21 protein-coding genes are annotated in these 24,473 nt (G+C 33.3%); 5 read left to right on the plus strand and 16 right to left on the minus strand.

Features of this window, described 5'->3' with window-relative positions; genetic code table 11:
- Positions 1–121 precede the first annotated feature (121 nt).
- The 5 genes from VGE71_RS08880 to VGE71_RS08900 form a co-directional block, all read right to left on the minus strand.
- Entirely contained in the window at positions 122–955 is an 834-nt protein-coding gene (locus tag VGE71_RS08880) for a GIN domain-containing protein (protein WP_331137998.1), read from the minus strand.
- Between the two features lie 85 nt (positions 956–1,040).
- Complete coding sequence (locus tag VGE71_RS08885; RefSeq protein ID WP_331137999.1) at positions 1,041–1,775, minus strand: head GIN domain-containing protein; 735 nt, start codon at positions 1,773–1,775, stop codon at positions 1,041–1,043.
- A 3-nt stretch (positions 1,776–1,778) separates the two neighbouring features.
- Positions 1,779–3,521, minus strand: coding sequence for a PspC domain-containing protein (locus tag VGE71_RS08890; RefSeq protein ID WP_331138000.1), 1,743 nt, complete (start codon positions 3,519–3,521; stop codon positions 1,779–1,781).
- 3 nt (positions 3,522–3,524) lie between these two features.
- Entirely contained in the window at positions 3,525–3,857 is a 333-nt protein-coding gene (locus VGE71_RS08895; protein ID WP_008464689.1) for a PadR family transcriptional regulator, read from the minus strand.
- A gap of 132 nt (positions 3,858–3,989) precedes the next feature.
- Positions 3,990–4,469 carry a DUF4870 domain-containing protein gene (locus VGE71_RS08900; protein WP_331138001.1) on the minus strand — a complete coding sequence of 160 codons (480 nt, stop codon included), beginning with the start codon at positions 4,467–4,469 and terminating at the stop codon, positions 3,990–3,992.
- A 230-nt stretch (positions 4,470–4,699) separates the two neighbouring features.
- Here VGE71_RS08900 and VGE71_RS08905 point away from each other — a divergent pair, with 230 nt between their 5' ends.
- Complete coding sequence (locus tag VGE71_RS08905) at positions 4,700–5,152, plus strand: DUF4442 domain-containing protein (RefSeq protein WP_331138002.1); 453 nt, start codon at positions 4,700–4,702, stop codon at positions 5,150–5,152.
- A gap of 86 nt (positions 5,153–5,238) precedes the next feature.
- Here VGE71_RS08905 and VGE71_RS08910 read toward each other — a convergent pair whose 3' ends face one another.
- The 8 genes from VGE71_RS08910 to VGE71_RS08945 form a co-directional block, all read right to left on the minus strand.
- Positions 5,239–5,397, minus strand: a complete 159-nt coding sequence (locus VGE71_RS08910; RefSeq protein WP_331138003.1) for a hypothetical protein — start codon at positions 5,395–5,397, stop codon at positions 5,239–5,241.
- A 106-nt stretch (positions 5,398–5,503) separates the two neighbouring features.
- Positions 5,504–5,932 carry a hypothetical protein gene (locus VGE71_RS08915; protein ID WP_331138004.1) on the minus strand — a complete coding sequence of 143 codons (429 nt, stop codon included), beginning with the start codon at positions 5,930–5,932 and terminating at the stop codon, positions 5,504–5,506.
- Positions 5,933–6,030: 98 nt separating this feature from the next.
- Complete coding sequence (locus VGE71_RS08920) at positions 6,031–8,277, minus strand: multicopper oxidase family protein (RefSeq protein ID WP_331138005.1); 2,247 nt, start codon at positions 8,275–8,277, stop codon at positions 6,031–6,033.
- A gap of 198 nt (positions 8,278–8,475) precedes the next feature.
- A complete protein-coding gene (locus VGE71_RS08925) occupies positions 8,476–11,004 on the minus strand; it encodes a heavy metal translocating P-type ATPase (RefSeq protein WP_331138006.1) in 2,529 nt (842 codons plus the stop codon).
- A gap of 497 nt (positions 11,005–11,501) precedes the next feature.
- Positions 11,502–12,062 carry an AraC family transcriptional regulator gene (locus VGE71_RS08930; protein ID WP_331138007.1) on the minus strand — a complete coding sequence of 187 codons (561 nt, stop codon included), beginning with the start codon at positions 12,060–12,062 and terminating at the stop codon, positions 11,502–11,504.
- Positions 12,063–12,064: 2 nt separating this feature from the next.
- Positions 12,065–12,595 (minus strand): DUF3347 domain-containing protein, encoded by a 531-nt coding sequence (locus tag VGE71_RS08935; RefSeq protein WP_331138008.1) that lies wholly within the window; start codon positions 12,593–12,595, stop codon positions 12,065–12,067.
- A 98-nt stretch (positions 12,596–12,693) separates the two neighbouring features.
- The gene (locus VGE71_RS08940; protein ID WP_331138009.1) at positions 12,694–13,053 is read right to left on the minus strand and encodes a hypothetical protein; all 360 of its coding nucleotides are present in this window, start codon (positions 13,051–13,053) and stop codon (positions 12,694–12,696) included.
- 69 nt (positions 13,054–13,122) lie between these two features.
- Positions 13,123–13,956 carry an AraC family transcriptional regulator gene (locus VGE71_RS08945; RefSeq protein WP_331138010.1) on the minus strand — a complete coding sequence of 278 codons (834 nt, stop codon included), beginning with the start codon at positions 13,954–13,956 and terminating at the stop codon, positions 13,123–13,125.
- Between the two features lie 103 nt (positions 13,957–14,059).
- On the opposite strand from VGE71_RS08945, the gene VGE71_RS08950 reads away from it, so the two are divergent.
- The 4 genes from VGE71_RS08950 to VGE71_RS08965 all read left to right on the plus strand — a co-directional run bounded on the left by VGE71_RS08950 (position 14,060) and on the right by VGE71_RS08965 (position 22,511).
- On the plus strand, positions 14,060–15,226 hold the full coding sequence (locus VGE71_RS08950) for an MFS transporter (RefSeq protein WP_331138011.1): 1,167 nt from the start codon (positions 14,060–14,062) through the stop codon (positions 15,224–15,226).
- Between the two features lie 615 nt (positions 15,227–15,841).
- Positions 15,842–19,084: a TonB-dependent receptor gene (locus tag VGE71_RS08955; protein ID WP_331138012.1), complete on the plus strand. Its 3,243-nt coding sequence runs from the start codon at positions 15,842–15,844 to the stop codon at positions 19,082–19,084.
- A 17-nt stretch (positions 19,085–19,101) separates the two neighbouring features.
- Complete coding sequence (locus VGE71_RS08960) at positions 19,102–20,913, plus strand: RagB/SusD family nutrient uptake outer membrane protein (protein WP_331138013.1); 1,812 nt, start codon at positions 19,102–19,104, stop codon at positions 20,911–20,913.
- 26 nt (positions 20,914–20,939) lie between these two features.
- Positions 20,940–22,511 (plus strand): DUF5123 domain-containing protein, encoded by a 1,572-nt coding sequence (locus VGE71_RS08965; protein ID WP_331138014.1) that lies wholly within the window; start codon positions 20,940–20,942, stop codon positions 22,509–22,511.
- A 169-nt stretch (positions 22,512–22,680) separates the two neighbouring features.
- Here the strand turns inward: VGE71_RS08965 and VGE71_RS08970 are convergent, their stop codons facing one another.
- The 3 genes from VGE71_RS08970 to VGE71_RS08980 form a co-directional block, all read right to left on the minus strand.
- A complete protein-coding gene (locus VGE71_RS08970; RefSeq protein ID WP_331138015.1) occupies positions 22,681–23,253 on the minus strand; it encodes a pentapeptide repeat-containing protein in 573 nt (190 codons plus the stop codon).
- A 28-nt stretch (positions 23,254–23,281) separates the two neighbouring features.
- A complete protein-coding gene (locus VGE71_RS08975; RefSeq protein WP_331138016.1) occupies positions 23,282–23,482 on the minus strand; it encodes a hypothetical protein in 201 nt (66 codons plus the stop codon).
- Between the two features lie 70 nt (positions 23,483–23,552).
- Positions 23,553–24,473, minus strand: coding sequence for a helix-turn-helix domain-containing protein (locus VGE71_RS08980; protein WP_331138017.1), 921 nt, complete (start codon positions 24,471–24,473; stop codon positions 23,553–23,555).

Genomic DNA, 24,473 nt, shown 5'->3' on the forward strand with positions numbered 1-24,473 from the left:
TACAGTCACAGTTCTCGGTTTATATTGAAAACGTTATAAAATAAGAGTCCCAATCATAAAATGATTGGGACTCTTATTTTATATATGCTTTAAATCTGTGAACTGCGACAGAAAACTGCGACTATTTAATCTTCTTAAGTAATTTAGCTTCTTCAGAAAAACGAGTCAGTTGTATTGCTGGATTTCCTAGAAGAGAAATTTCAGCTTTATCTCCAATAGCTAAAGAAAGTGTTGTTTCTGCCAAAATACTTCCAACGGCAAAATTCTCTGCCGTAACGGTTGCATCTTTCAACGTGAATTTTGTTCCAGTAAAAACAGAATTATTGTCTAGTCTGATAGTCGCTTTTTCTGCAATTCCTTCAATTGCTGCATTTCCTTTTTGATACAAATCACATTTGAATTTTACAGCAGAAACTAAGGTTTTAACAACTGCATTTTTACTCAATTGCAGATTTGCGTCTTCGGCTTTTAGATTTAACTCCGTTCTGGTTTTATCGTCAGCAATTAAGTTGAATTTTTTTGCATTTACATTCAGAAATAATTTAGAGAAATCTAGACAATTCATTGTTATATCGTCTAGTTGCAATTCCTGAATAGCATAAACAACCGCGTCATTTTTACTAATCACTTTATTTAATGATTTGGTATAGGTTACTTTGACTGCTAATTTTTTAAAAATTGCAGTTTCTTTATTAGTGTATAATCGAAGTGTTTTTTCTCTTAAATCCATTCCGATAATATCGTGAAGATTGTCATCGGCTTCAATTTTGATTTCGTTTTTTTCTCCTTGTTCCAAATAAACTTCCAGATTGTCATCGACTTCAATGGCATCAAAACTGCCAACTTCTTTTACTGAAGTCGTTACAACTTTAGAACCTCTGATTTTTTCTCTCTTTTGAGCGAAAGTCAATGTTGTAACAAATAATAATAGGAGCAGCGCTGTACTTTTTTTCATTAATTCTAGATTTGATTTTGACAAATATAAAAAAATCATCCACTTTTGATGAATGATTTCTTTTATATTTAACAGTTACTTTGTTTTAGCTTTTGCTAATACTTCCGCCAGAGCTTGCCGATTTTTCAATCTTTTTCGGATCGCCGCTATAATTGATGTTTCCTCCGCTTGATGCTTCAGCTTTTAAATTTAAGATTGGGCGTACAGATATTGTTCCGCCGCTTGATGCATCTGCATGAACCTCATTTGCTGTTAATTTTTCTGCATCAATACTTCCGCCACTCGATACCGAAGTACTAAGACTTAAAGCTTTTCCTTCTATATCTACAGAACTTCCGCTTCCAGCGTTTATCGAGATTCTGTCAGATTCAATTTTTAAATCCATAGATGCGGCACTTGAAGCTTCTAAAATTACATCTTCACTTAGAACAAGTCCATGAGTTTCGACACTAGAAGCACTAGAAGCTTCTATTTTATGAAGAACCGGCATTTTTACAGTTACGCTTTTTGAGGTAATGTTACGGAAAGAACTGTATTTGCATTCAATAATAAGTGTTCCGTTTTCTACTTTTGTTATAATTTCTTTTTGAAGATTATCATCAGCTTCGACTGTAATTCCTACAGAATCAGATTGTTCAACAATTACATCAATAGCGTTACTTACTTTTATATTTTTAAAATCGCCTTGAACAGTTCTTTTTTCAGTAGTAACGTTTCCACTTCCCTCAACTGCATTCATGTTGAAATTACATGAAGCAAATAGTAATGCTGTTATAGTTGCTACAACAAATTTTGTAATATGAATGATTATTTTTACCATGGCTTAGTTTATTTTGATTACAACTCCGTTTTTGTCAGTGGTTAGTCTTCCTTTGGTTTTTTTTCCGTTTAAAACTTCTTTTCCATTAATTTTAACAGAAACTTCTTTTATAGTATCGGCAGTATTGATGTTAACATCATTAATTTCTGTGTTGATATTCTCGTAGTCATTTTCATCATCCTCATCAGTAGGGCAGTTTAAACATCTTACTTTAGAACCTATAACTTTATAATTGTAATTTCCTTTGTAATTTAATTCAAGAAAATTGTCATCTGAATTATAGTAATCTCTTACGGAAGAATCTGGTTTAATTAATTGTCCTTCTGGTAAATAAAGATAAATGTCTACTTCTTGTCCTCTGAATTTGTTTTTTACATCTGTCAGGAAATAGTTATCCAAAATTAAATGATTTCCGTTAAGTTGAAACTTATAATCAATTTTTTCTGCTCTTTTTTTCGCGTTAGTAAAAGAATTTCCTCTTGCACTTTTTTCGATCTGAATAAATGGAGCAGCTTCGTCTGTATGTAAAACATGTAAACGAACATCGTTTGAATAAATCATTTCATTGTTTGCTGAATCTTGTACGAATTCAAAATCTCTGTAATGATTTAAGCTTTTTGTATAATAATCACTGTATTTTAATTTTACAAATAAGGTGTCGGTTTGTTTGATTGCAAAACCTTTTTTCTCTATTACTTTATTATCATAAGATACTTCAGTTGCTTGTTTGATTCCGATGCTAGCTAAAATTGCGATAGAAATAATCCAAACGGCTAAAAGTGTATATTTTGTAATGTTTCCAATCGATTTTAAGTTTGGAGATAATAATTTAAATCCTAAAAGTGTTAAGAAGAAAAATGGAATTCCAACAGCAAAGAACATTAATAATCCAAATGACCAAAGCGGATATTCTGTAAAGTTTCCTGCTTCAACAAAATTTTGCCAAGGGAAATCGATAAAAATGTTAGTTCCTAATGTAAAAACACCTATCAATAACATAATCAATGTTGAGATCCCTGATATAATTAGAATTACTCCCAAAAACTTAGCAAAGATTTTAAAAATTGTCATAACAAAGTCTCCAAATGAACTACTTATTCTCCCAGCTCCCGACTTTACCTGGTTTCCCATTTTATCATAATCTGCATTTTTAAATTTATCAGAAAGTGAATCAATTTCTTCGCGAACTTTTTTTTCGATGTTCGAAATTGTTACTGGTTCTCCAGTCATTTCCAATTTTTCTGAAGTTGTAACTGCTTCAGGAGTTACAATCCAAAGAACGAAATACGCCAAGATTCCAGTTCCAAAACCTGCAAAAACGAAGATTAAAAATATGATTTTAATCCATACAGCATCAATTCCAAAATAATGACCTAACCCTGTTGCTACACCACCAATCATGCCTTTTTCTTTATCACGGTACAATTTTTTGTGTTTTCTGGCTCCGTAATCATTAAAAGATTTATTTGTGTTTTCTTCGTCTTCAATTCGGTAATCTTCTGGTTGTCCCATTACCGCAATCACTTCGTCAACATCTTTCAGTCCAACAACATGTTTGTCACTTTTTTGTTTTTCTGTCAACAATTCAGAAACGCGCATTTCGATGTCTTTAATAATTTCATCCTGACCAGATGAGTTGTTAAGAGATCTTTTAATAGCATCAAAGTAGCGTGTTAATTTTAGGTATGCATCTTCATCGATGTGAAAAAACATCCCGCCTAAGTTAATATTTACTGTTTTGTTCATGACTTATTGATTTTGATTGGTGATTAGATTTACGGCGTCAGATAATTCTGTCCAGGTGCCGCTAAGTTCGTTTAAAAAAGTTTGTCCTATTTCGGTTAGTCCATAATATTTTCGTGGCGGACCAGAGGTCGATTCTTCCCAGCGATAATTTAGTAAACCGTCATTTTTTAATCTGGTTAACAACGGATAAACGGTTCCTTCTACAACTAGTAATTTTGCGTTTTTTAAAGTGTCTAATATTTCAGATGTATATGCGTCTTTTTCTTTTAGAACTGATAAGATGCAAAACTCAAGAACACCTTTGCGCATCTGTGCTTTTGTGTTTTCAATGTTCATAATTTCATTTTGTTTTTTTTTGATTGAACAATTCGTTTTTTGATTGATGATGATTGATTGATGATTGATTGTTTTCGAATTAATTCTTTGGGAATTAGTTCATATGTCGTATAACTTTTAACCTTTTAATGATTACTTTATAAAAGGAATCGTAATCGGATATTTGTATAATTCTCCGTTTGAAGCTTTTATTGAAGCATAAATCACTAAAAAGAACTCAACAAATTTTAATACTGCAAAAAGAACGACAGCTGTAATTCCTATACTTAACATTCCAATGTTTGCTTGAAAATTGAAATTTCTGATAACAAAATCACGATCATTAAAAACAGCTTCTACTGGAATATTTTGTAGAAAAACAGTTAAGAAAATCGGAATCGCAATAAGTGCCAAAATCAAAGTATAAAGCAATAAACTTAACTGAAAATTCAAGGTCTGTTTTCCGTGATGATCTACAAATTCGGATCTGTCTTTATAATTCGTCCAAATGATTAGCGGAAAAATATAGTTCCCAAACGGAATTATGTATTGGCTTAAAGTACTCAAATGAGTAAATGCTGCTGTATTCTTTTCTGATGTTTTTTCCATGATGAGTGGTGTTGATGTTTCCATGATTAAAAGTATATAGTAATTTCTTATGCAAATATATGTCTAAAAAACAGTATCTTGTTTTACATAGTACTAATTATTAACAAAAATTTAACAAATTTAAAACTGTAAAAAGCTGTTTAAGTTGTTGAAAATCATTCGAAAGTGCTGTGTTTATTGAGGTTCTTCTGATAGTTTAATAATTTATTGTGCATGCATAGTTTTTTTGTATTTTTACATAAAAAATATATCCTATGGCACTTTCGGTATCAAAACTTAACAAATTCGTCTTATTCAAATTGCCTTCTGCATACTTTTGCGGTGTACGTGTAAAAGCAATTGACAATGATAGTTGCATTGTAAGTGTCAAACATCGTTGGATCAATCAGAATCCGTTTAACTCAATGTATTTTGCCGTTCAAGCTATGGCGGCAGAGCTTACAACTGGTGCTTTGGTAATTTCTCAAATTCAACAAAGTGGTAAAAAGATCTCGATGTTAGTAGCCAACAACAAAGGAAACTTCACAAAAAAAGCAACAGGAAGAATTACTTTTGTTTGCAATGACGGTCATTTGATTGCAGATGCGATTAAGAAAACTATAGAAACTGGAGAAGGACAGACATTCTGGATGAAATCGGTAGGAACTAACGAAGAAGGTGTTCAAGTTTCTGAAATGGATTTTGAATGGAGTATTCGTGTGAAATAGCATTTCAAGAACTTTGACAAAGTTTCGAAACAGTATATAAAAAAGGCCTCAAATTTTGAGGCCTTTTTGCTAGTGTAGCATTTCATTTATTTTTTAACACAACAAGATTTTTTATCTTTTTTGTCAGTTGTTTTTTTACAGCAAGATTCTTTTTTAGCTTTTTCTTTTGTTGCAGGTTTTGTGTCTTGTGCATTAACACCGATTGAAAATAGAGCAACTGTAACGATTGTAATTACTTTTGTCATTTTGTTTAATTGTTTTTTGTTAGAAGTATAATTGATCGAATCAAATATAAACTGAATTTGTACTTGTAAGAATAATTCTCTTGTTAATGTTTTTATAAAGTTGTTTCTAATTTTTTTGAAAAAATGAATCGTCAATCTTAATGTTTAACGACTTCATAATTATGCCTTTGTAATTATCTTTTAATAAATTTTGTATTGCTTTTTGTGACTTATACACAATTTTATAATTATCATTTTCAATTTCAATGCTTTTGATAGATTTGCTGATTTCATTAATATTTTCATCATTCCATCTTCCTCTTCCAAAGTAAATATGGCCTTTTTTTTCTTCTGGATTATGAGGAACTAAATTGAAAACGATAGAATCTCCTTTCTTCATTTTGTCCAGCTGATTATTCTTAACTTCCGAATTGATAATGAGTTTTACTTTGGCATTGCTTTCCCCTTTATTCGTAAATAAAATACCTTGCGATGGATCGCAGCTTGTTAAAGTTATTGCGAGAATTAGAAGAAATAAAAATGATGTTTTTCTCATATAATTGATTTAAAAAAAACTAAGATATAATTTATTTCGTTACTTAGAATTAATTCTTTTTCAATGAACTTATATCACTTATATGGTCAAAAAAATAATCAATAATTCAAATTAACCCCAAATCCAATTCCCATATCGCTATCATAATGTGTCGTGATTCCGAAATTTCTTGCTACGATATATTTCAAACCCGCCATGTATTCTTTATCGGTATTCCACATTAAATTCATTCGCAAACGTTTCGCAAGCGGAATATCTTTTCGCTCAAACTGAACACGAACATTTCCATCTGTATAAACCTCAACCTGAGCTTTTATGAGCATTGGCAAAGTATATTCTAAACCAGCGCTAAAAACCGAACGATTGTCTTTGGTGTTTTTCTGCCCAAAAAGATTTTGTTCTTGTTCGTCCATTCCCATTCTTCGGTATCGCCAGTCAAAACCAATAAAAGGCATCAACCATTGATTTTTTCCGATGTATCGTCCAATATGGGTTTCAGTTTCGTAACCGTGTTCATTATTATAACCCAATCTCCATTCTGTTCCGATGCTCCATCTGGTGTTGCTGAACATCGCTTCACCATCATTTCCATTGGAAGCAAAATCATTTTCAGCCATAAAATGAAACATTCTGTCGTCCATTTTCAGCATTTTATAAGCCATTTCAGGATGATGAATCAACGGATTTGGAGCTGAGTTTTCATAAGTAAAAATACGTCCCATTCCCGCCATCATGTGATATAAAATATGACAATGAAAAAACCAGTCGCCATCTGCATTGGCTTCAAATTCAATCGTATCGGTTTCCATTGGCATAATATCCAAAACATTTTTTAAAGGAGAATAATCGCCGTGTTCGTTTAAAACCCTAAAATCATGTCCGTGCAAATGCATAGGATGGCGCATCATTGAGCCGTTGTACAATGTAATACGAACAATTTCTCCTTTTTTAATTAAAATCTTATCCGTTTCAGAAACTACTTTGTTGTCTAAACTCCAAACGTATCGATTCATATTTCCAGATAAATTGAAACGTAATTCCTTTACTGGGGCGTCTTTTGGAAGATTAGTTTTAAATGGAGATTTCAGCATTCCATAATTTAAAGTCACAATTTCAGAAGTTTCAGTACTGTCACTTTCCATTTTCATTTTCATGTCTTCCATATTGTGGTTTGAATGATCCATTGCAGGTTTTGTATTTTCATCTTCGCCCGAAATTTCAGGATACATTACAGCATTCATGTCCATTTTATTCAAAGACATATTCATTCCCATATCGTTCATTTCGCCGTTCATTTTCATCATGTCGTTCATCATTTTCATTCCTTCAAAATATTTTAATTTCGAAAGATGATGAACAGGTTGTTTTTCGCCATTTCCTAAAAACAGAGATGCCGATCCAGTTCTATCTTCGGCTGTAGCCAAAAAAGCAAAAGATTTATGGTCTTCCGGAATTGTAACCACGACATCATAAGTTTCAGAAACGGCAATAATCAAACGATCGACTTCTACGGGTTCGACATCATTGCCATCGCTGGCAACAACGGTGATTTTTCCTCCACCATACGTCAGCCAGAAATAACTTGAAGCGCCTCCGTTTGCAATTCGTAATCGAACTTTCGAACCAGGTTTAAAATCAGAAAGCTGTTGTTCGTTTTTACCGTTAAGCAGAAACTTTTCATAATAAACATCGCTGACGTCCATCGCGTTCATTCGTTTCCATTCGTTTGTTACTTTCGTAGAAAAATGCCCTTGTTTTATGGCTTCAGCATAACTTTGTGTTGTTCCTTTTTTAATCGCAAACCAATCGTTGGCATTGTGTAGCATTCGCTGAATATTCTCTGGTTTCAAATCCGACCATTCGCTCAAAATAACTGGAATTGTCGGCAAATCGTCAATTCCTTTTCTGATAGTCGGATCGTCTTTTTTCTTGTTGATAATAAAAAGTCCATACAAACCAATTTGTTCCTGCAAACCAGAATGGCTGTGATACCAATAGGTTCCGTTTTGAATAATCGGGAAAGTATATTTGTGAGTCGTTCCAGGTTCAATCGGCATTTGAGTCAAATATGGAACTCCATCTTCTTTATTTGGTAGAAACAATCCATGCCAGTGCATCGAAGTCGTTTCTTTTTTTAATTCGTTGTGCACATAAATTTCTGCAATATCGCCTTCGGTAAAAGTCAAATTCGGCATCGGAATTTGTCCGTTTACAGCAATCGCCCGTTTTTCTTTACCCGAAAAATTGACAATCGTATCACGAACGTACAAATCGTAACGGACCACTTTTTGGGCTTTCAGCTGAAAAGCGATTAAGAAAAGTATAAAGAGGTATTTGATTTTCATGATAAATTATAATTTTAAATCGTTGGTTTACATTGAACACAATTTATTTTTAACACATAGAAACATAGATTTTTGTATCTAAAAAAGAGAATAAAAGAAACTAGTTTCCACGCATAGCTATGTTTGTTAATGCAAGTGAAACGCCTTTACGCACAATGCAAACTATGTTTCTATGTGTTTAAATAACTAAGCCCCAACCTACAATTTTAGATTTCGCAATCGCAAAGCATTTAAGATTACCGAAACAGAACTCAAACTCATAGCAACCGCTGCTAACATTGGCGAAAGCAAGATTCCTAAAAACGGAAATAAAATTCCTGCTGCAATTGGTACACCTAATGTGTTATAAATAAAGGCAAAAAACAGGTTTTGTTTGATGTTTGACATTACAGCTTGGCTCAGATTTTTTGCTTTTACAATTCCGTTTAAATCGCCTTTTACCAAAGTGATTTTAGCACTTTCTATCGCAACATCAGTTCCTGTTCCCATTGCAATTCCAATATTTGATTGAGCCAAAGCAGGCGCATCGTTGATTCCGTCTCCGGCCATTGCTACTACTTTTCCTTGCGCTTGAAGACGTTCGATTTCTTTCAATTTATCTTCAGGAAGACAATCGGCTTTAAAAGAACTCAAATGCAAATGATCGGCTACAGCTTTTGCGGTATTTTGATTATCTCCAGTCAGCATAATAACCTCAACACCTTGATCGATTAATTCTTTGATCGCTTTTGCGCTGTTTTCTTTAATCGCATCGGTAATGGCAATAAAACCCAAAACTTCTTTTTCAATAGAAATATACGAAATAGTTTTTCCTAAATTTTGTTCTGCAGTTACTTTGTTTTCTAAATCTGAATTAATCGAAACTCCGATTTCATCCATTAGTTTTTTATTTCCTAAAGCGACTTTTTTGCTTTCGATAGTTCCAAAAACTCCTTTTCCAGCAATAGTTTCAAAACCTTGAACTTCTTTTAGTCCACTGTTTTTTGCTTTCGCAAAATTGACTACAGCTTGCGCCAAAGGATGTTCGCTATGCTGATTTAAAGAAGCAATGTTCTGAAGCAGAAAGTCTTCATCATTATTTATGGCAAATATTTTTTCTACAGATGGTTTTCCTTCGGTAATGGTTCCTGTTTTGTCCGTAATTAAAACATCGATTTTGTTCATGTTTTCTAGGGCTTCGGCATTTTTTATTAAAATTCCGTTTTGAGCGCCTTTTCCAACACCAACCATTACTGACATTGGAGTTGCTAATCCAAGTGCGCAAGGACAAACTATAATTAGAACCGCAATGGCATTAATTAATCCGTAAACGTAAGCAGGTTCTGGACCGAATTTCGCCCAAAGAATGAATGTCAAAATTGAAATAAAAACAACCGTCGGCACAAAATATTTAGAAACGCGATCAGCTAATTTCTGAATTGGAGCGCGAGATCTGCTGGCATTATTTACCATTTCAATAATTTGAGAAAGCATGGTTTCTGAACCTACTTTTTCGGCAATCATTACAAATGATTTTGTTCCGTTTATTGTCCCAGAAATTACTGAATCTCCCACTTTTTTGTCTACAGGAATTGGTTCTCCCGTAATCATAGATTCGTCGATACTGCTTTCTCCAAAATAGATTTTTCCATCAACAGGAATTTTCTCTCCTGGTTTTACGCGTAGTAAATCGTCTTTTTTGATATTGTGAATGGATATTACTTTGTCAATTCCTTTTTCTACTAAAGTTGCTTCGGTTGGTGCTAATTTTAATAATTCTTTGATTGCGCCATTGGTTTGTCCATGCGCTTTTGCTTCTAATAATTGTCCTAATAAAACCAAAGTGATAATTACAGTCGCAGCTTCAAAATATAAATGGATTGTTCCATGATGCGATTTGAACTCGGAAGGGAAAATATCTGGAAAAAACATTCCAACGATACTAAATAGAAAAGCAACGCTGGTTCCAATTCCGATTAGCGTGAACATATTCAAATTCCAAGTAACAATTGATTTGTAAGCGCGAACGAAAAACATCCAACCTGCATAAAATAAAACCGGAATTGAAAATAGAAACTGAATCCAATTCCATTTTTCAATCGACATTATATTATAGAGTGGATTATTCGGAATCATTTCCGACATTGAAATAATGAAAATTGGAAGCGTAAACAAAATCGCGATTTTCATTTTCTTCAATAAATCAGAATAGGTTTTGTTTTCTTCACTTTCTGAAGCTTGCATCGGAACCAGATCCATTCCGCAAATCGGACAATCGCCTGGTTCGTTAGAAACAATTTCTGGATGCATTGGACATGTAAATTGTGTTGCTGTTATGGCGACTTGGGGTACTAAATCCATTCCGCAAACGGGGCAATCTCCGGGTTTGTTGTAGGTTTTGTCGCCTTCGCAATGCATTGGGCAATAATAAACGCCATTTGCACTGTGCTGATGCACTTTTTTAGTTTCTGTTTTATGATGCTCATGATTCTCTTTTTTATGACTAGAACAGCAAGATTTAGCTTCACCATGATTTTTAGGAGAATCCATTTCAATAGTATAATTTCCAGCCGCACCTAAAACTTCTTGGAATTTTTCTGTCGGAACATGTTTCTCCATTGTAATCGTAGCCGTTGGCGGATTTAAAGTTACTTCTGCCTGAACGCCTTCAACTTCGTTTAAAGTTTTTTCGACTTTTGTTCGGCATCCGTTGCACGACATTCCTGAAATTATATATTGATGAGTCATTGTATTGGTTTTTAAGTATTACAATGCAAATTTCTGAACTATGGTTGAGTTCGATTTGTATAATTTTGGGAATGATTTGTAAGATTTACTAAAGTTTTGTTTAACCGCAAAGAGCGCAAAGAGTTACGCAAAGGACGCTAAGTTTTTTTTCTGTTTTTGAGATTAAAAAGTTCGCAAAGCTTTGTGTTAAAATAGGTTTGCGAATTCTACATAAAACATAGTCCAAGGTTTCAACCTTGGGTACACAAAGATTGGGAAAAGATGCACTTTCAACGTTTCAATCTTGAATACACAAAGATTGAAACACTATACGTACCCAAGGTTGAAACTTGGGCTATATTCTGAATAAATTGTGAAGTCGTTATGTAAAAAGTTAGCCACAGATTAAAGGATTATCACAGATTTTTAAAATCCTTTTAATCCTTATAATCTGTGGCTAAATAAAACCTTTGCGAACTTTGCGTAACTCTTTGCACTCTTTGTGGTTAAATCAAAAACTATATATTCTCAATCTGAATACGTTTTTTATCTTTTGATTGTTTGAAAGAAGTAGGAGTAAAACCTGTGATTTTCTTGAATTGATTACTCAAATGAGCCACATTGCTATAGTTTAGAATATCGGCAATTTCGCTTAACGAAAGCTCATTGTAAATCAATAACTCTTTTACTTTTTCAATTTTCTGACTGATGAAATACTTTTCAATCGTAGTGTTTTCAATTTCCGAAAACAAATTACTCAACGAATTATAATCTTGATTCAGGTTTTCAGCCAAATAATCGGACAAGTTGATTTTGAGATCATTGTTTTTATGATGCACCAAATCGACAATCAGGTTTTTTATTCTTTCGACGGTTTTTGTTTTTTTATCATCGATTAAATCAAAACCTAGAGTTTGAAGATTTTTTAATAAAACTTCTTTTTGCTCGTCGCTGATTTCTTGTTCCAATTCAACTTCACCCAATTCAACAGCAACAGTAGGAAGTCCGAGTTTTTCCAACTCAGACTCCACAACCATTTTGCATCTCGCGCACACCATGTTTTTGATGTAGAGCTTCATCTTTATTTGATCGTTTCTACCACGTTTCCACAAGTCAACATTGAAGAACCATAATAAGGATTCTTAACTGCTTTTTCTTTGCTTAACCAATCAGCATCTGCCATTGGGCAATATTGTTTGTAGATTGGTTGTTCTGGATTAGAAACTTTTATTAAGTCGTAAGTGTTTTTAGATAAAGATTTAAAAGTTTCGCGTTGTTTTTTAAGATCTGTTGTACTCGAAATACTTTTAGCATCGGCAGTTAATTTTTTCACCACTTTCATCCAAACTGTATGTTCATTGCTTTTTAGTTTGTCCATTTTTACTGCAGTAATTGCTGTCAGTAAAGCCGCGGCTTTTGCGGAAGTCAATTTGCTGTCACTTTTAATAAGCGCATCTTTTACATTAAAATAAGCATCATAAACCGATTGAAGCTGACTAGCATCAACGATTTCTGTTGTTCCTGATTCTGATTTTACCGTATTCGCCTGAATATTGGTTGCACTAAAAACTACTGTTAGTACTGTTGCTAAAGCTATGATTGATTTTTTCATTGTGTATAATATTTGAGTAAAGGATTTAATTTCCTTTAAAATTAATTAAAAAAGTTGATTTCAAAAAGACCCAATATGGGCTGTCATAAGTACGATAATTATATTTTCGGCTTTAACCAAATAGAAGTAAATCCCGAAGAAATAGTAGAATTACTGTAAGATGAAATTGTGTTTTTTAAAGAAAAATTGAAAACATCGTTTTGTAAATCAAGATCATTTGAAGTCAAAATAACAAATTGCAACGCTGAAGTTGTGCATCCCGAATGACGACATTTCCCATCGCATGAATGTTTTTCCTCTTTAGTAGTTTTCTTTTTGCAGCATTTTTTAGAACAGCTGTTTTCTTCTTTAGAAGTCATTTCTTTGTGATGTTCCATATTGCATGCGTAAGTATAACTCGGATTCAAAAAGAAACTAAGTGTTGTAAAAAGCAGTATAATGTGGATTTTCTTTTTCAAAGAAATTGTTTTTGAAGTACAAATTTAGTTAAAAATGTTCGAGGAAATTACTTTTTAAGATTTCGCTAACTAGAGTTTCTTAAAATCTGTCGGTTTCATGTTTTTCCGTTTCTTGAAATAATTCGTTAAGTGACTTTCATCCGTAAAACCGAATTCGTAGGCAATTTGTTTAATGGGCAATTGATTGTTGTGAAATCTTTTTTCGATTAAAGTCGTTCTCAAATTATGAATGTATTCGCGATAGCTGATACTGAATGTTCTTTTGAAATAAGCGCTAAAATAAGTTTGAGCGATATTAAAATGTTCTGCAATCACTTTTACCTGAACCAATTTTGGCTGATAAATATTCTGATGAATATAATTAGCAATTTGTTCGCTATCCAAATGAGTCGATTTCATCTGCAGATTCATACCACGAATAGTTTCTTTAATTAAACCAAAAATGGAAAGAATCTGATAGAAAACAATTGGCGAAGAAGTAACATCAATATATTTATCGTAGGTAACAATGTTTTCGACAGTGTTTTTTAAAATCGTTTTGCAAGGTTCGTCAAACTTTAGAACCGTTTCCTTTAAGATTTTGTCTCGCATGAAACTTTCTGGAGTATTCACAAGAAATTCATCGCAAGTAAGGCTTTGCTTGGAGTCGAAATAATTATCTGTAAATTTTATAAAGATGAATCCGGTACTTTTCTTGATGTCAAAATAATGTTCGTCGTCTGGCGAAATCACAAATAAATCCCCAGCTTTGTAAGGCAGAAGATTATTGTTTAAATGATGAATGCCGCTTCCTTTCTTTATATAAATGATTTCATAATAAGTATGAGTATGTGGAGGAAGATGGAATTTCTCTTCTTCAAATTCATCAAGAACAAGCGTTTTAAACTGATTTAATTTTGGCATAACCTAAATGTACAATTTTATATCGCAAATTTACAATTTATTTCTCGCTTAACGGTGTTAATTTTGCCACGTAGAAATCTATTCCTTTCTACAGTTAATCAAAATGAAAAAAAGTCTTATTGCACTCTCTCTAGGAGGGTTAACTATTGGTATTACAGAATTTGTAATGATGGGATTACTCCCAGATATTGCTTCAGATATGAAAGTTTCGATTCCGGTTGCGGGATATTTAATTTCGTCTTATGCGCTTGGAGTTGTTATTGGAGCGCCTTTATTAGTAATCGCAGGAAGAAATTATGCGCCTAAAAAAATGCTTTTAATTTTAGCTTTAATGTTGGCGGTTTTTAATGCGCTATCTATTATTGCTCCCGATTATAATGTTTTATTTGCCTCTCGTTTTCTTTCGGGATTACCACATGGTGCATTCTTTGGAGTGGGAGCGGTAGTCGCAAGCCGTTTGGCAGACAAAGGAAAAGAAGCACAAGCAATTTCGATCATGTTTGCCGGATTAACGATTGCAAACTTAATAGGTGTGCCAATTGGTACTTATATAGGTCATCATTTTATTTGGCGTTATACTTTTGTATTAATTGCTTTTGTGGGATTATTGACCTTTTTGGCTATTTATTTATGGATGCCAAATCTGGAAAAAGGCGAAAGTGTTAATATGAAAACACAGCTTCAGTTCTTCAAGAAAACAGAAGCTTGGTTAATTATCGGAATTACGGCAATTGGTTTTGGAGGTCTTTTTGCGTGGATTAGTTATATTGCTCCTTTATTAATTAATGTTTCTAAGTTTGCACCAGAAGATGTTTCTTCGATTTTAATTCTCGCAGGATTAGGAATGGTTGTCGGAAATTTTGTGGGAGGAAAACTGGCAGATCGTTTTTCGCCTGCTCCAACTACTTTAGCATTATTAATGGTAATGTCTTTAGATTTGGTTTTAGTTTACTTCTTCTCATTTAATCAATATGTTTCATTGTTTTTAACTTTCTTAACGGGAGCTATTTCATTTTCGGTTATTGCGCCAATTCAGATGCTTATGATTCGTACTGCAAAAGGAGCAGAGATGATTGCTTCTGCATCTCTTCAAGGTAGTTTTAATATTGGTAACGCATTAGGAGCTTTTCTTGGCGGGTTGCCATTAGCAGCTGGCTTTAGTTATTCATCTCCAAATCTTATTGGAGTTGCAATGTCTATTATTGGAATGGTTATTACATTTATATTGATGAGGTTACATCAAAAACAAGTGCAAGTGCAAACTGCATAACTTTAAAAATATATTCTTTTTATAGCCCTTAACATTTGTTTAAGGGCTTTTTTTGTGTCTTTATTGAACGTTTATTTCCTTAAACAGCTATAAAAGATACGTTGCGTGCGAAAATTCACTTTAAAATTTGCGCTTTTTTTGACTATAAAAGTATTTTTTTTAGGATGATTTTAACTTTTTAAGTGTGAAAATTACACCTAATAATATCGTAATTAATATTCATGTAATCGATTGTTTTTTTTGCAATAATCGAATCAAATGAACGATTAATAATAATATATTTAATATTTTATATTGATTAAAATTGTATATCTCACATAAAAAATCAATAAATTTTTTGATATATAATTTTTTTTATGACTTTTTTATGAAAAATTATTTTTCGTTTAAAAAAATATCTATGTTTGTGTAATCGATTACAACTATTTTTTCATTGTTCGAAATCGATTAAGTAATAAGAATTCAACAGAGATAAAAATTAACCAATTTTAGTAAGAATTAAAAGGAATTAGTATGAAACAACAATACCTGTAAAAATTAGAATAAATGAATTGAAGTAACCACAAAAAACCACTTAAACAGAATTTAAAACTTTAATAACTTAAACAATCAACCATGAACTTTAAAGAACTATTAAACAAAGGAGCAGATTTTTGCTTTAAACTTGTTTTCTTACTGTGCTTATTGATCGGAAGTCAAGTACATGCGCAGACCACAACGATAGAGGGAACCGTGAAAGATGCTGCGGGACTTTCTTTACCGGGTGTAAATGTCTTAGAGAAAGGAACCAAAAACGGAACTTCTACCGATTTCGATGGGCATTTCAAGTTAAAACTAACGAACCCAAAAGCAGTGCTAAGCTTTTCCTTCATTGGATTTAAAAGCATAGACGCTTCTACAGATGGGAAATCTAAAGTAAATGTAACGATGTCCGAAGATTCTAACAACTTAAATGAAGTTGTTGTAATTGGATATGGAACTTCTAAAAAATCTGACTTAACAGGAGCTGTTTCTACCATTTCAGGAGCTGATCTTAAAAAAGTACCAGTAGCCAATGTTGCTGAAGCTTTAACAGGTAGAATTGCTGGGGTACAGGTAACTGCAGCAGAGGGGTCTCCAGATGCAGAGATTAAAATTAGAGTTCGTGGAGGTGGTTCACTTACTCAAGATTCTTCACCATTGATTATTGTGGATGGATTTCCTATTAATAGTATGAATGATATTTCTTCATCAGATATCGATTCCATGACTGTTTTAAAAGATGCTGCTTCAACTGCAATCTACGGATCACGTGGTGCAAATGGAGTAATTTTGATTACTACAAAAAGTGGTAAAGATGGAAAAATGGCGGTGAACTTCAATATGTTCTACGGTATGAAAACAATGGCTAAACAAATTGATGTTTTGGCACCAGAAGATTATACTAAATGGCAATATGAGTATGCTTTACTTTCTCAAAGCGGTACAAAAGTGCCTACTAATCCAGATTCATACACTAAATATTTTGGAAATTGGGAAGATCACGACATGTACAATGGTCTAAAAGGAGATAATTGGCAAAAGCAGATCTTTGGACGTACAGGCGAGGTGCAAAGCCGTGATTTAGGAATTAGAGGTGGAACGGATAAGCTTAATTATAACTTTAATTATGCTCATTACGATGAAAAAGCAATCATGGTAGGTTCAGATTACAGAAGAAATAACTTAGCATTAGCTTTAAAAAGCAAATTAAATGATAAGATTGATGTAGCTTTTACAATGCGTTATTCAGATACAGAAATTGACGGTGGTGGTGTAAATGAGCAAAATGAAAAATCTTCTTCTGATTCTCGTATGCGTACTATTGTAGGTTACGCACCGCTTCCTGTACAAGGTTTGACATCAGATGATACTACTGGAGACGGAACAGATGTTTTAATAAATCCTTTTACAGCAATATCAGATAATAACGCACAGCAGTTTCGTAAAAACTTTAATATGTTAGGAAGTTTTGGATGGGAGATTGTTGATAATTTGAAATTGAAAGTAGATTTAGGTTTAGATAATTCTAACATTACAGATTATCGTTTTTATGGAAGATCAACTTATTACGTAAATAATTCACCAGCAGCTACTTTGCAAGGTTTGCCTGCAATGATTATGTCAGACGGTAAACAAAAACGTTTTAGAAATGCTAATACGCTAAATTACGACTTCAAAAAAATAATGGGAGAGGATCATCATTTGACGGCTCTTGTTGGAGAAGAAAGTATTACCTATACTACAAATACATTAACAAATACAATACATGGGTATCCACGTTTCTTTGATTTTGAAAAAGCAAAAACACTTACAACACAAGGTGTTCCTCAAGCAGTAGATAATTATTACAGCCCTGATGATAGATTATTATCTTTCTTCGGACGTGCAAATTATGATTACAAAAATCGTTATTTACTTTCAGCTACATTCCGTGCAGATGGATCTAGTAAATTTTTAGGAGCAAACCGTTGGGGATATTTCCCAGCTTTTGCAGCAGGATGGAAAATATCTGAAGAAAACTGGCTAAAAAATAAAACTTGGCTAAGTCTTTTAAAATTAAGAGCGAGTTATGGTGAAGCAGGTAATAATAATATTCCTGTTGGACAGCAAATTCAAATTTTTCAATCGACACCCACAACATGGCTTAATGGAGTTACTAGCGTTTGGGCACCTTCTAAAACAATGCCTAATCCTGACTTGAAATGGGAAACAACAGTTACTCAGAACATTGGTTTAGATTTTTCATTTTTCAAAAATCGCTTAAGTGGTAATTTTGATATCTATAAAAATCTAACAAACGACTTATTGCTTAATTTCCCAGTTTCAGGAGTTGGATATGATTTTCAATACCGTAACATGGGACAAAACCAAAATAAAGGTTTCGAGGCTACTATAAATGTAGTTGCAATTGAAAAAGCGAAATATGGATTGAATTTTTCATTCAATATGGCAGTAAACAAAAACCGTATTAACTCATTAGGTATTATGAATGATTTTGGTGCAGCTACTAATTGGGCTTCTTCACAAATTGGAGATGATTATCTTATAGCGGTTGGCTCTTCGTTAGGAAGTATGTACGGCTACAAAAATGATGGAAGATATGAAGTTTCAGACTTTGATTATATTGGAGGAAAATATGTTTTAAAAACTGGTGTAGTTAGTACTTCTACTTCTTTGGTTGGCGACGGAAGTTCTCTTAAACCTGGAGACATGAAACTAAAAGATGTTAATGGTGATAAAGTAGTAGATGGTAAGGATAAAACAGTTATTGGTAATGTTAATCCTAAAAGTTCAGGAGGTTTTGTCATAAACGGTAATGCTTATGGTTTTGACTTAATGGCGGCTTTTAACTGGAGTATTGGTAATGATGTATACAATGCTGATAAAATTGAGTTTTCTACAGCTACAGCTTCTGGAAAATATAAGAACTTAAATTCTACAATGGCTGATGGAAAAAGATGGACTAACTTAGATCCTGCAACAGGCCAATTAGTAACAGATCCTACAGCATTGGCAGATTTAAATGCTAATACAACGATGTGGTCTCCATATATGAGACAAGCTATCTTTACTGATTGGGCGGTTGAAGATGGATCTTTCTTAAGATTGAATACGTTGACATTAGGGTATACAATGCCTGAGATGTTTACATCTAAACTTGGAGTTTCTAAATTGAGATTTTACTTGACAGGAAGCAATATTTTTGTTTGGACTAACTATTCTGGTTCTGACCCAGAAGTTTCAACAAAAAGAAAAACTCCACTTACTCCTGGGGTTGATTCGAGTCCTTATCCAAGAAGCAGACAAATGATTTTTGGTATGAATCTTAATTTCTAATTTAAACGATTACAAAAATGAAACATAAAATAATAATAGCGGGATTGATAATTTCGGGTTTATTTAGTTCTTGCCAGCAATTTGAAGATGATTACCTAGATACACCTGCAAAATCAACATTAGAGCCATCTTTGATCTTTTCTGAAGTAGCACTTGCAAAAGGAGCTGTTGATGGGATTAAAGTACCATTTGCTGAAACAAACTCTTATAGAGGGAGATTTTTACCATATTACGGACTTAATACTGACGTAGAATGGTTTGCTGCTTCACAAACGGCAGGAGACAAAGCAGATCTTTGCGTTTATGATCCTAAACCAACCAATACCGAAATGAATACTACCAATAATGCTTTTGCAATGATGTATCAAGGTATTGAGCGTGCCAATATTTGTATTGTAGGTTTACGTCAATATGGAAACCCTGTGGCTGGTAGCGAAATGGGACAGTTATTAGGAGAGGCTTTAACTCTTAGAGCAATTTATTATGCTGATTTACTTAAAACTTGGGGAGATGTTCCAGCTCGTTTTGAACCAATATCTACAGCAACTTTATATTTGCCTAAATCAAGTAGAGATGTTATTTATAAACAAATAATTGCAGATTTAGGAGAAGCTTCTACATTGGTTGCTTGGCCTAATCAAACTTCATATACAAGTACAGTAGAACACGTTAATAAAGCTTTTGTAAAAGGATTTAGAGCACGTTTGGCTTTAGCAGCAAGTGGTTACCAGCAATATCCTGATGGAGTAAGAAGAAGTAATGATCCAGATCTTTCAGTTGGTGCTATGTATGCATTGGCATTAAAAGAATCTCGTGAAGTAATTCAAAGTGGTTCAGCTCGTTTAGAATCTACTTTTGAAGGATTATGGAGAAAATACAACGAAGAAGTTACTACAGCAGGAGGAGAATCTCTATGGGAACTTCCTTTTTCTGACGGACGTGGTAGAATGTTGTTCACGTTCGCTGTAAAACATACCGCTGCTGCAGATCAATTTCAAGCTAATGGTGCTAACCGTGGAGGTGTAGCTGGACCATTACCATTTGTTTTCTACGATTACGATCAAGCAGATACTCGTAGGGATGTTACTTGTGTACCTTATAAATATGGTGCAGCAGTTAATGGAATTGCAAAACAAGAATTAGGTTCATTAGATACGTGGTATTTTGGTAAATACCGTTACGAATGGATGAAACGTTATGTGACATCGACAAATGATGACGGAGTTAATAAAATGTACATGCGTTATGCAGAGGTGCTTCTTATTGCTGCTGAAACGGCAAACGAATTAGAAGGACCAAGTGCAGCAGCACCTTATTTAAAAGAAATCCGCAGAAGATCATTTGCGGCAGCTAATCAGGCTGTAAAAGTTGACGCTTATGTAGATGGTTTAACTAGTAAGGATGCAATGTTTAATGCTCTTGTTTTGGAGAATAAATATGAATTTACAGGAGAAATGGAGCGTAAGCAAGCGCTTATTCGTTGGAATTTGCTTAAAGTAAAATTAGACGAAGCAAAACAAAAAATGGCAGAATTATCAGCTCGCACGGGACAATATGCCGATGTGCCTACAACTTTGTATTATAAATATAAAGCGGATAATGTAAGTTTAGATATTTACGGACTTAATAAAGGAGAAACTACAAATCCGGGAGTATTGTATTCATCAACTTCATGGACTTGGACAGGAACAGCTGCAGATACTAAGATAGCTTCATTGTATAAACCAGGGGTTAATCCTGACAATAGACAATTTTGGCCAATATGGCAAGTGTTTATTAGTGCAAGTAATGGTCAATTAAAAAATGATTACGGTTATGAAAATCTTTAGAAATTAATAATCAATTAGAAGTTATTATGATGAAAACAATAAATATATTTAAAGGATTAATAACCGTATTACTTCTTTCGATTGCTGTTTCTAGCTGTGAAAGTTATAATGAAGAGTTATTAGATGGTATAGGAAATACAAGAGAATTTTCTCCAATTGGACTTAAAGCTACTATTAGAAATAAAACGATAGTTGAATTGGATTGGACAGTTAAAAAAGGTGAAAATGCAGATCATTTTGTAGTAGAATTTAGTGCAGATGATCCTAATTTTGGTACAATTTATAAAACTATAAATGTCGCACCAACGCAACTTCCTATTCAAGTGGCACTAGAAGGAGAAACAACGTATTCTATTAGAGTAAAATCTGTTACTTCAGGATTAGAAGATTCTAAATGGTATGTTATAACTGCAACTACATTATCAGAACAAATAATGTTCCCAGTTCAAGATGCAGATATTGAAGCAACTCAAGTTACATTAAGATGGATTCCAAATAGCACGGTAACACAAATTACGGCTATGCCTGGAAATATCGTACACACTGTTACAGCAGCTGAAAAAACAGCTGGGGCGGCTACTTTAACAGGCTTAACACCAGAAACTGCTTATACAGCAACTTTATTAAACGGTACGAAGAAAAGAGGTGATGCAACATTTACAACAGGAATAGACATTGGAACAGGAATATTAGTAAAATTAGGAGATGATATTCTTCAAAAAATTGCTAGCGCACCTTCTGGATCTGTTTTAGTTTTCATGCCTGGTGATTATACAGCTCAAACAGGAACTATCGCAGTAAATAAAACTTTAACGCTAAGAGGTTTAAGACCTGGTGATAAACCAAAACTTAAATTTAATTTCACACTTGGTAACAATCCTAGTAATGCAGGTGAGTTGGTTAGTTTCTCTTTAATAGACGTAGATTTGAGTGGAGTAGGAACAACGGGTGGTGCAATTACAATTGGTACAACAGGCACTACAAATTTAGGAGATGTTTTAATTAGCGGCAGTTATGTTCATGATTTCCCATCTCAATTAATTTATGGAAATACCTCAGCAAGATTAAAATCGTTCACTGTAGATAATAGTATTGTTGAAAATGTAAACACTAATGCAGGTGCTGATTTTATCGACTTCAGAACTACTTATGTGGCAAGTGTTTCTTTAACAAAAAGTACATTCGATACTTGTTCTTCTCGTGATTTCATACGTTTAGATGCAGCTACAGGATTATCAGGAACAGGCTTGACAAGCAATGTGACAATTGATGCATGTACAATTTATGCGCCTACACTTCCAGCAGCAAGTAGAATCTTGTATGTGCGTTTTGTTTCAAATGTATTAGCGGTACGTAATACAATATTAAATGTGGGATCGGCAGTTTATACAAATACTACAGCAACAGCTGCACCAACGTTCTCAAATAATAATAATTTCAATTCGCCTAATTTACAGGTTACAACAAGCAACAATAGACCAGATGCTTCTGCAACTGTACTAGATCCTCAATTTACAAATGCACCAAATGGTGATTTCACAATTAAAAATCAAACATTAATTGATAGAAAAGTGGGAGATCCTCGTTGGATAAAATAAGAATTCATGGTTAATAAATAGAAAAAGCGGTATGCATTAGTTTGTGTACCGCTTTTTTGTTAGTCTTAGTTCCAGTTTTCAGTCTCAGTTTTCAGTCTCAGTCTCAGTCTCAGTCTCAGTCTCAGTCTCAACAAACTAAAAACCGTGACTGCTACTGAAAACTAATTTTTCATTCAATAACGAAATCAAATTTTTGTAATAGCCCTGCGAGTGCTGCATGAGAAACTTTGGTTCCTTTAATTTTATTTTCAGATGGATCGAAAGCATAATTTCTCGAAGTTCTAAAATCAGCTTTCTCTAGAATACTTTCCACGAAAGTAGCACTAGAAAGATCGCAGTTTTTAAAAACAGCTAAAGATAAATCAGTATTCGAGAAATCGGTTTCTTTTAGAGAACAATCGGAGAAGTTGGTTTTCTTTAATTTTTTATAAATGAAAGTCGAATAATCTAAAATACAATCTTCAAAATTCATCGAAAATAAAAAGCTGTTGCAGGCACTAAAGTCCAATCCCATCAATTTACAACCAATGAATTTGATGTTCTTTAGTCCAGTATTTCGTAAAGTTGCCAAAGAAAGGTTACAATTTTTGAAAGTACAATCCAGAAAATCGTTATGACTTAAATCGCTTTTAGAAAAGTTGCAATTAATGAATTCGCAGTTTACAAATTCGGTATTGGCTAAACTTTGTTCTGAATAATCAATCGTTTCAAAAGTTCGGTTTTGATATAATTTTGATTCCATAAAAAAATAAAAAAGGCGTATAAAAGTTTTATTCTAATTCGATACAATCGAAAATAGTATTGTTTTGAAGTAATTCAGCAACATTTAATTCGCTGTCAACTCGAAGGATATTGTCACAATCTTCAAGATCAAAATTCCACTGAGATTGAGGTAATAATTGATCTAAAAGGATAGAAGCCGACTCAAATTTAGCCTGGCTGTCAACGGAAGTTTTAAAAACATAAATCATAATTTGCATTTTTGAGCAAGCAAATTTCTGAAAAACCTCAACATATTTGTTAGGATTCTGTAATCAATAATTAGGACTTATCAATCAATTTTCTGTATCTAATAGGTGAAATTCCTTCTAGTTTTTTAAAAAAACGACTAAAGTAAGATTGATCTTCAAAGCCTACTTGCGTTGCAATTTCGCCAATAGAAAGTGTAGTTTGGAATAGTAAATATTTAGCTTCTAATAATATGCTGTCATCAATCCATTTTACGGCAGATTTTCCGGTAACTGTCTTTACGCATTTGTTTAAATGGTTTGGAGTGACATTGAGTAAAGAAGAATAATAATTAACCTGATGCTGTGTTTTAATTTGATCGTGAATCAACTCTTTGAATTTTGCAGTAATCACTTCCGCAGCCGAAATACTTTTAGCCGTTTTTTCGGCATTTTTATTCATTTCATAAAACAAGGTAATCAAGTACGATTGTACAATATTCAAATCTGTAATAGTAGTTTCTGAATATTCCTTTTTCAATCGTTCTAAAATATTTGTAATAGAAACAATATCTTCTGGAGCCAATTTTATTTTTGGACTTCCCGAAATTTTCAAGAAATCAAACTCATTAAGCAGTTCACGGCTTCCGTATTTCCGAATTAAAACATCAGGATGAAACTGACAGATGTAACCGCTATGTATATTATTGACATTATCCAGAGAAAAAATCTGACCTGCGGGAACCATTATTATTTCGTTATCAGTAGTTGTATATTCCTGATAACCTAATTTCATTACATGTTGTCCAGATGAAATAAAAATTAAAGTATGGCAGGAATGTTTAGAAGGCGGAACAGGATGCTGCATGTGCATAATTTCCTCAATTTCAAGACAGAAAAAATGATCCGAATTGGATTTGAAAAGTAAATGAATCGGATTGTCTTCTCCCAGAAATTTTTCTCGGAAACCTTTCGCTTCGTACGTTTTTATTTTTTCTGCTGGCTTTGTTTTCAT

Origin of the sequence: Flavobacterium sp. (assembly GCF_036405015.1) — a bacterium.
Classification (GTDB): domain Bacteria; phylum Bacteroidota; class Bacteroidia; order Flavobacteriales; family Flavobacteriaceae; genus Flavobacterium.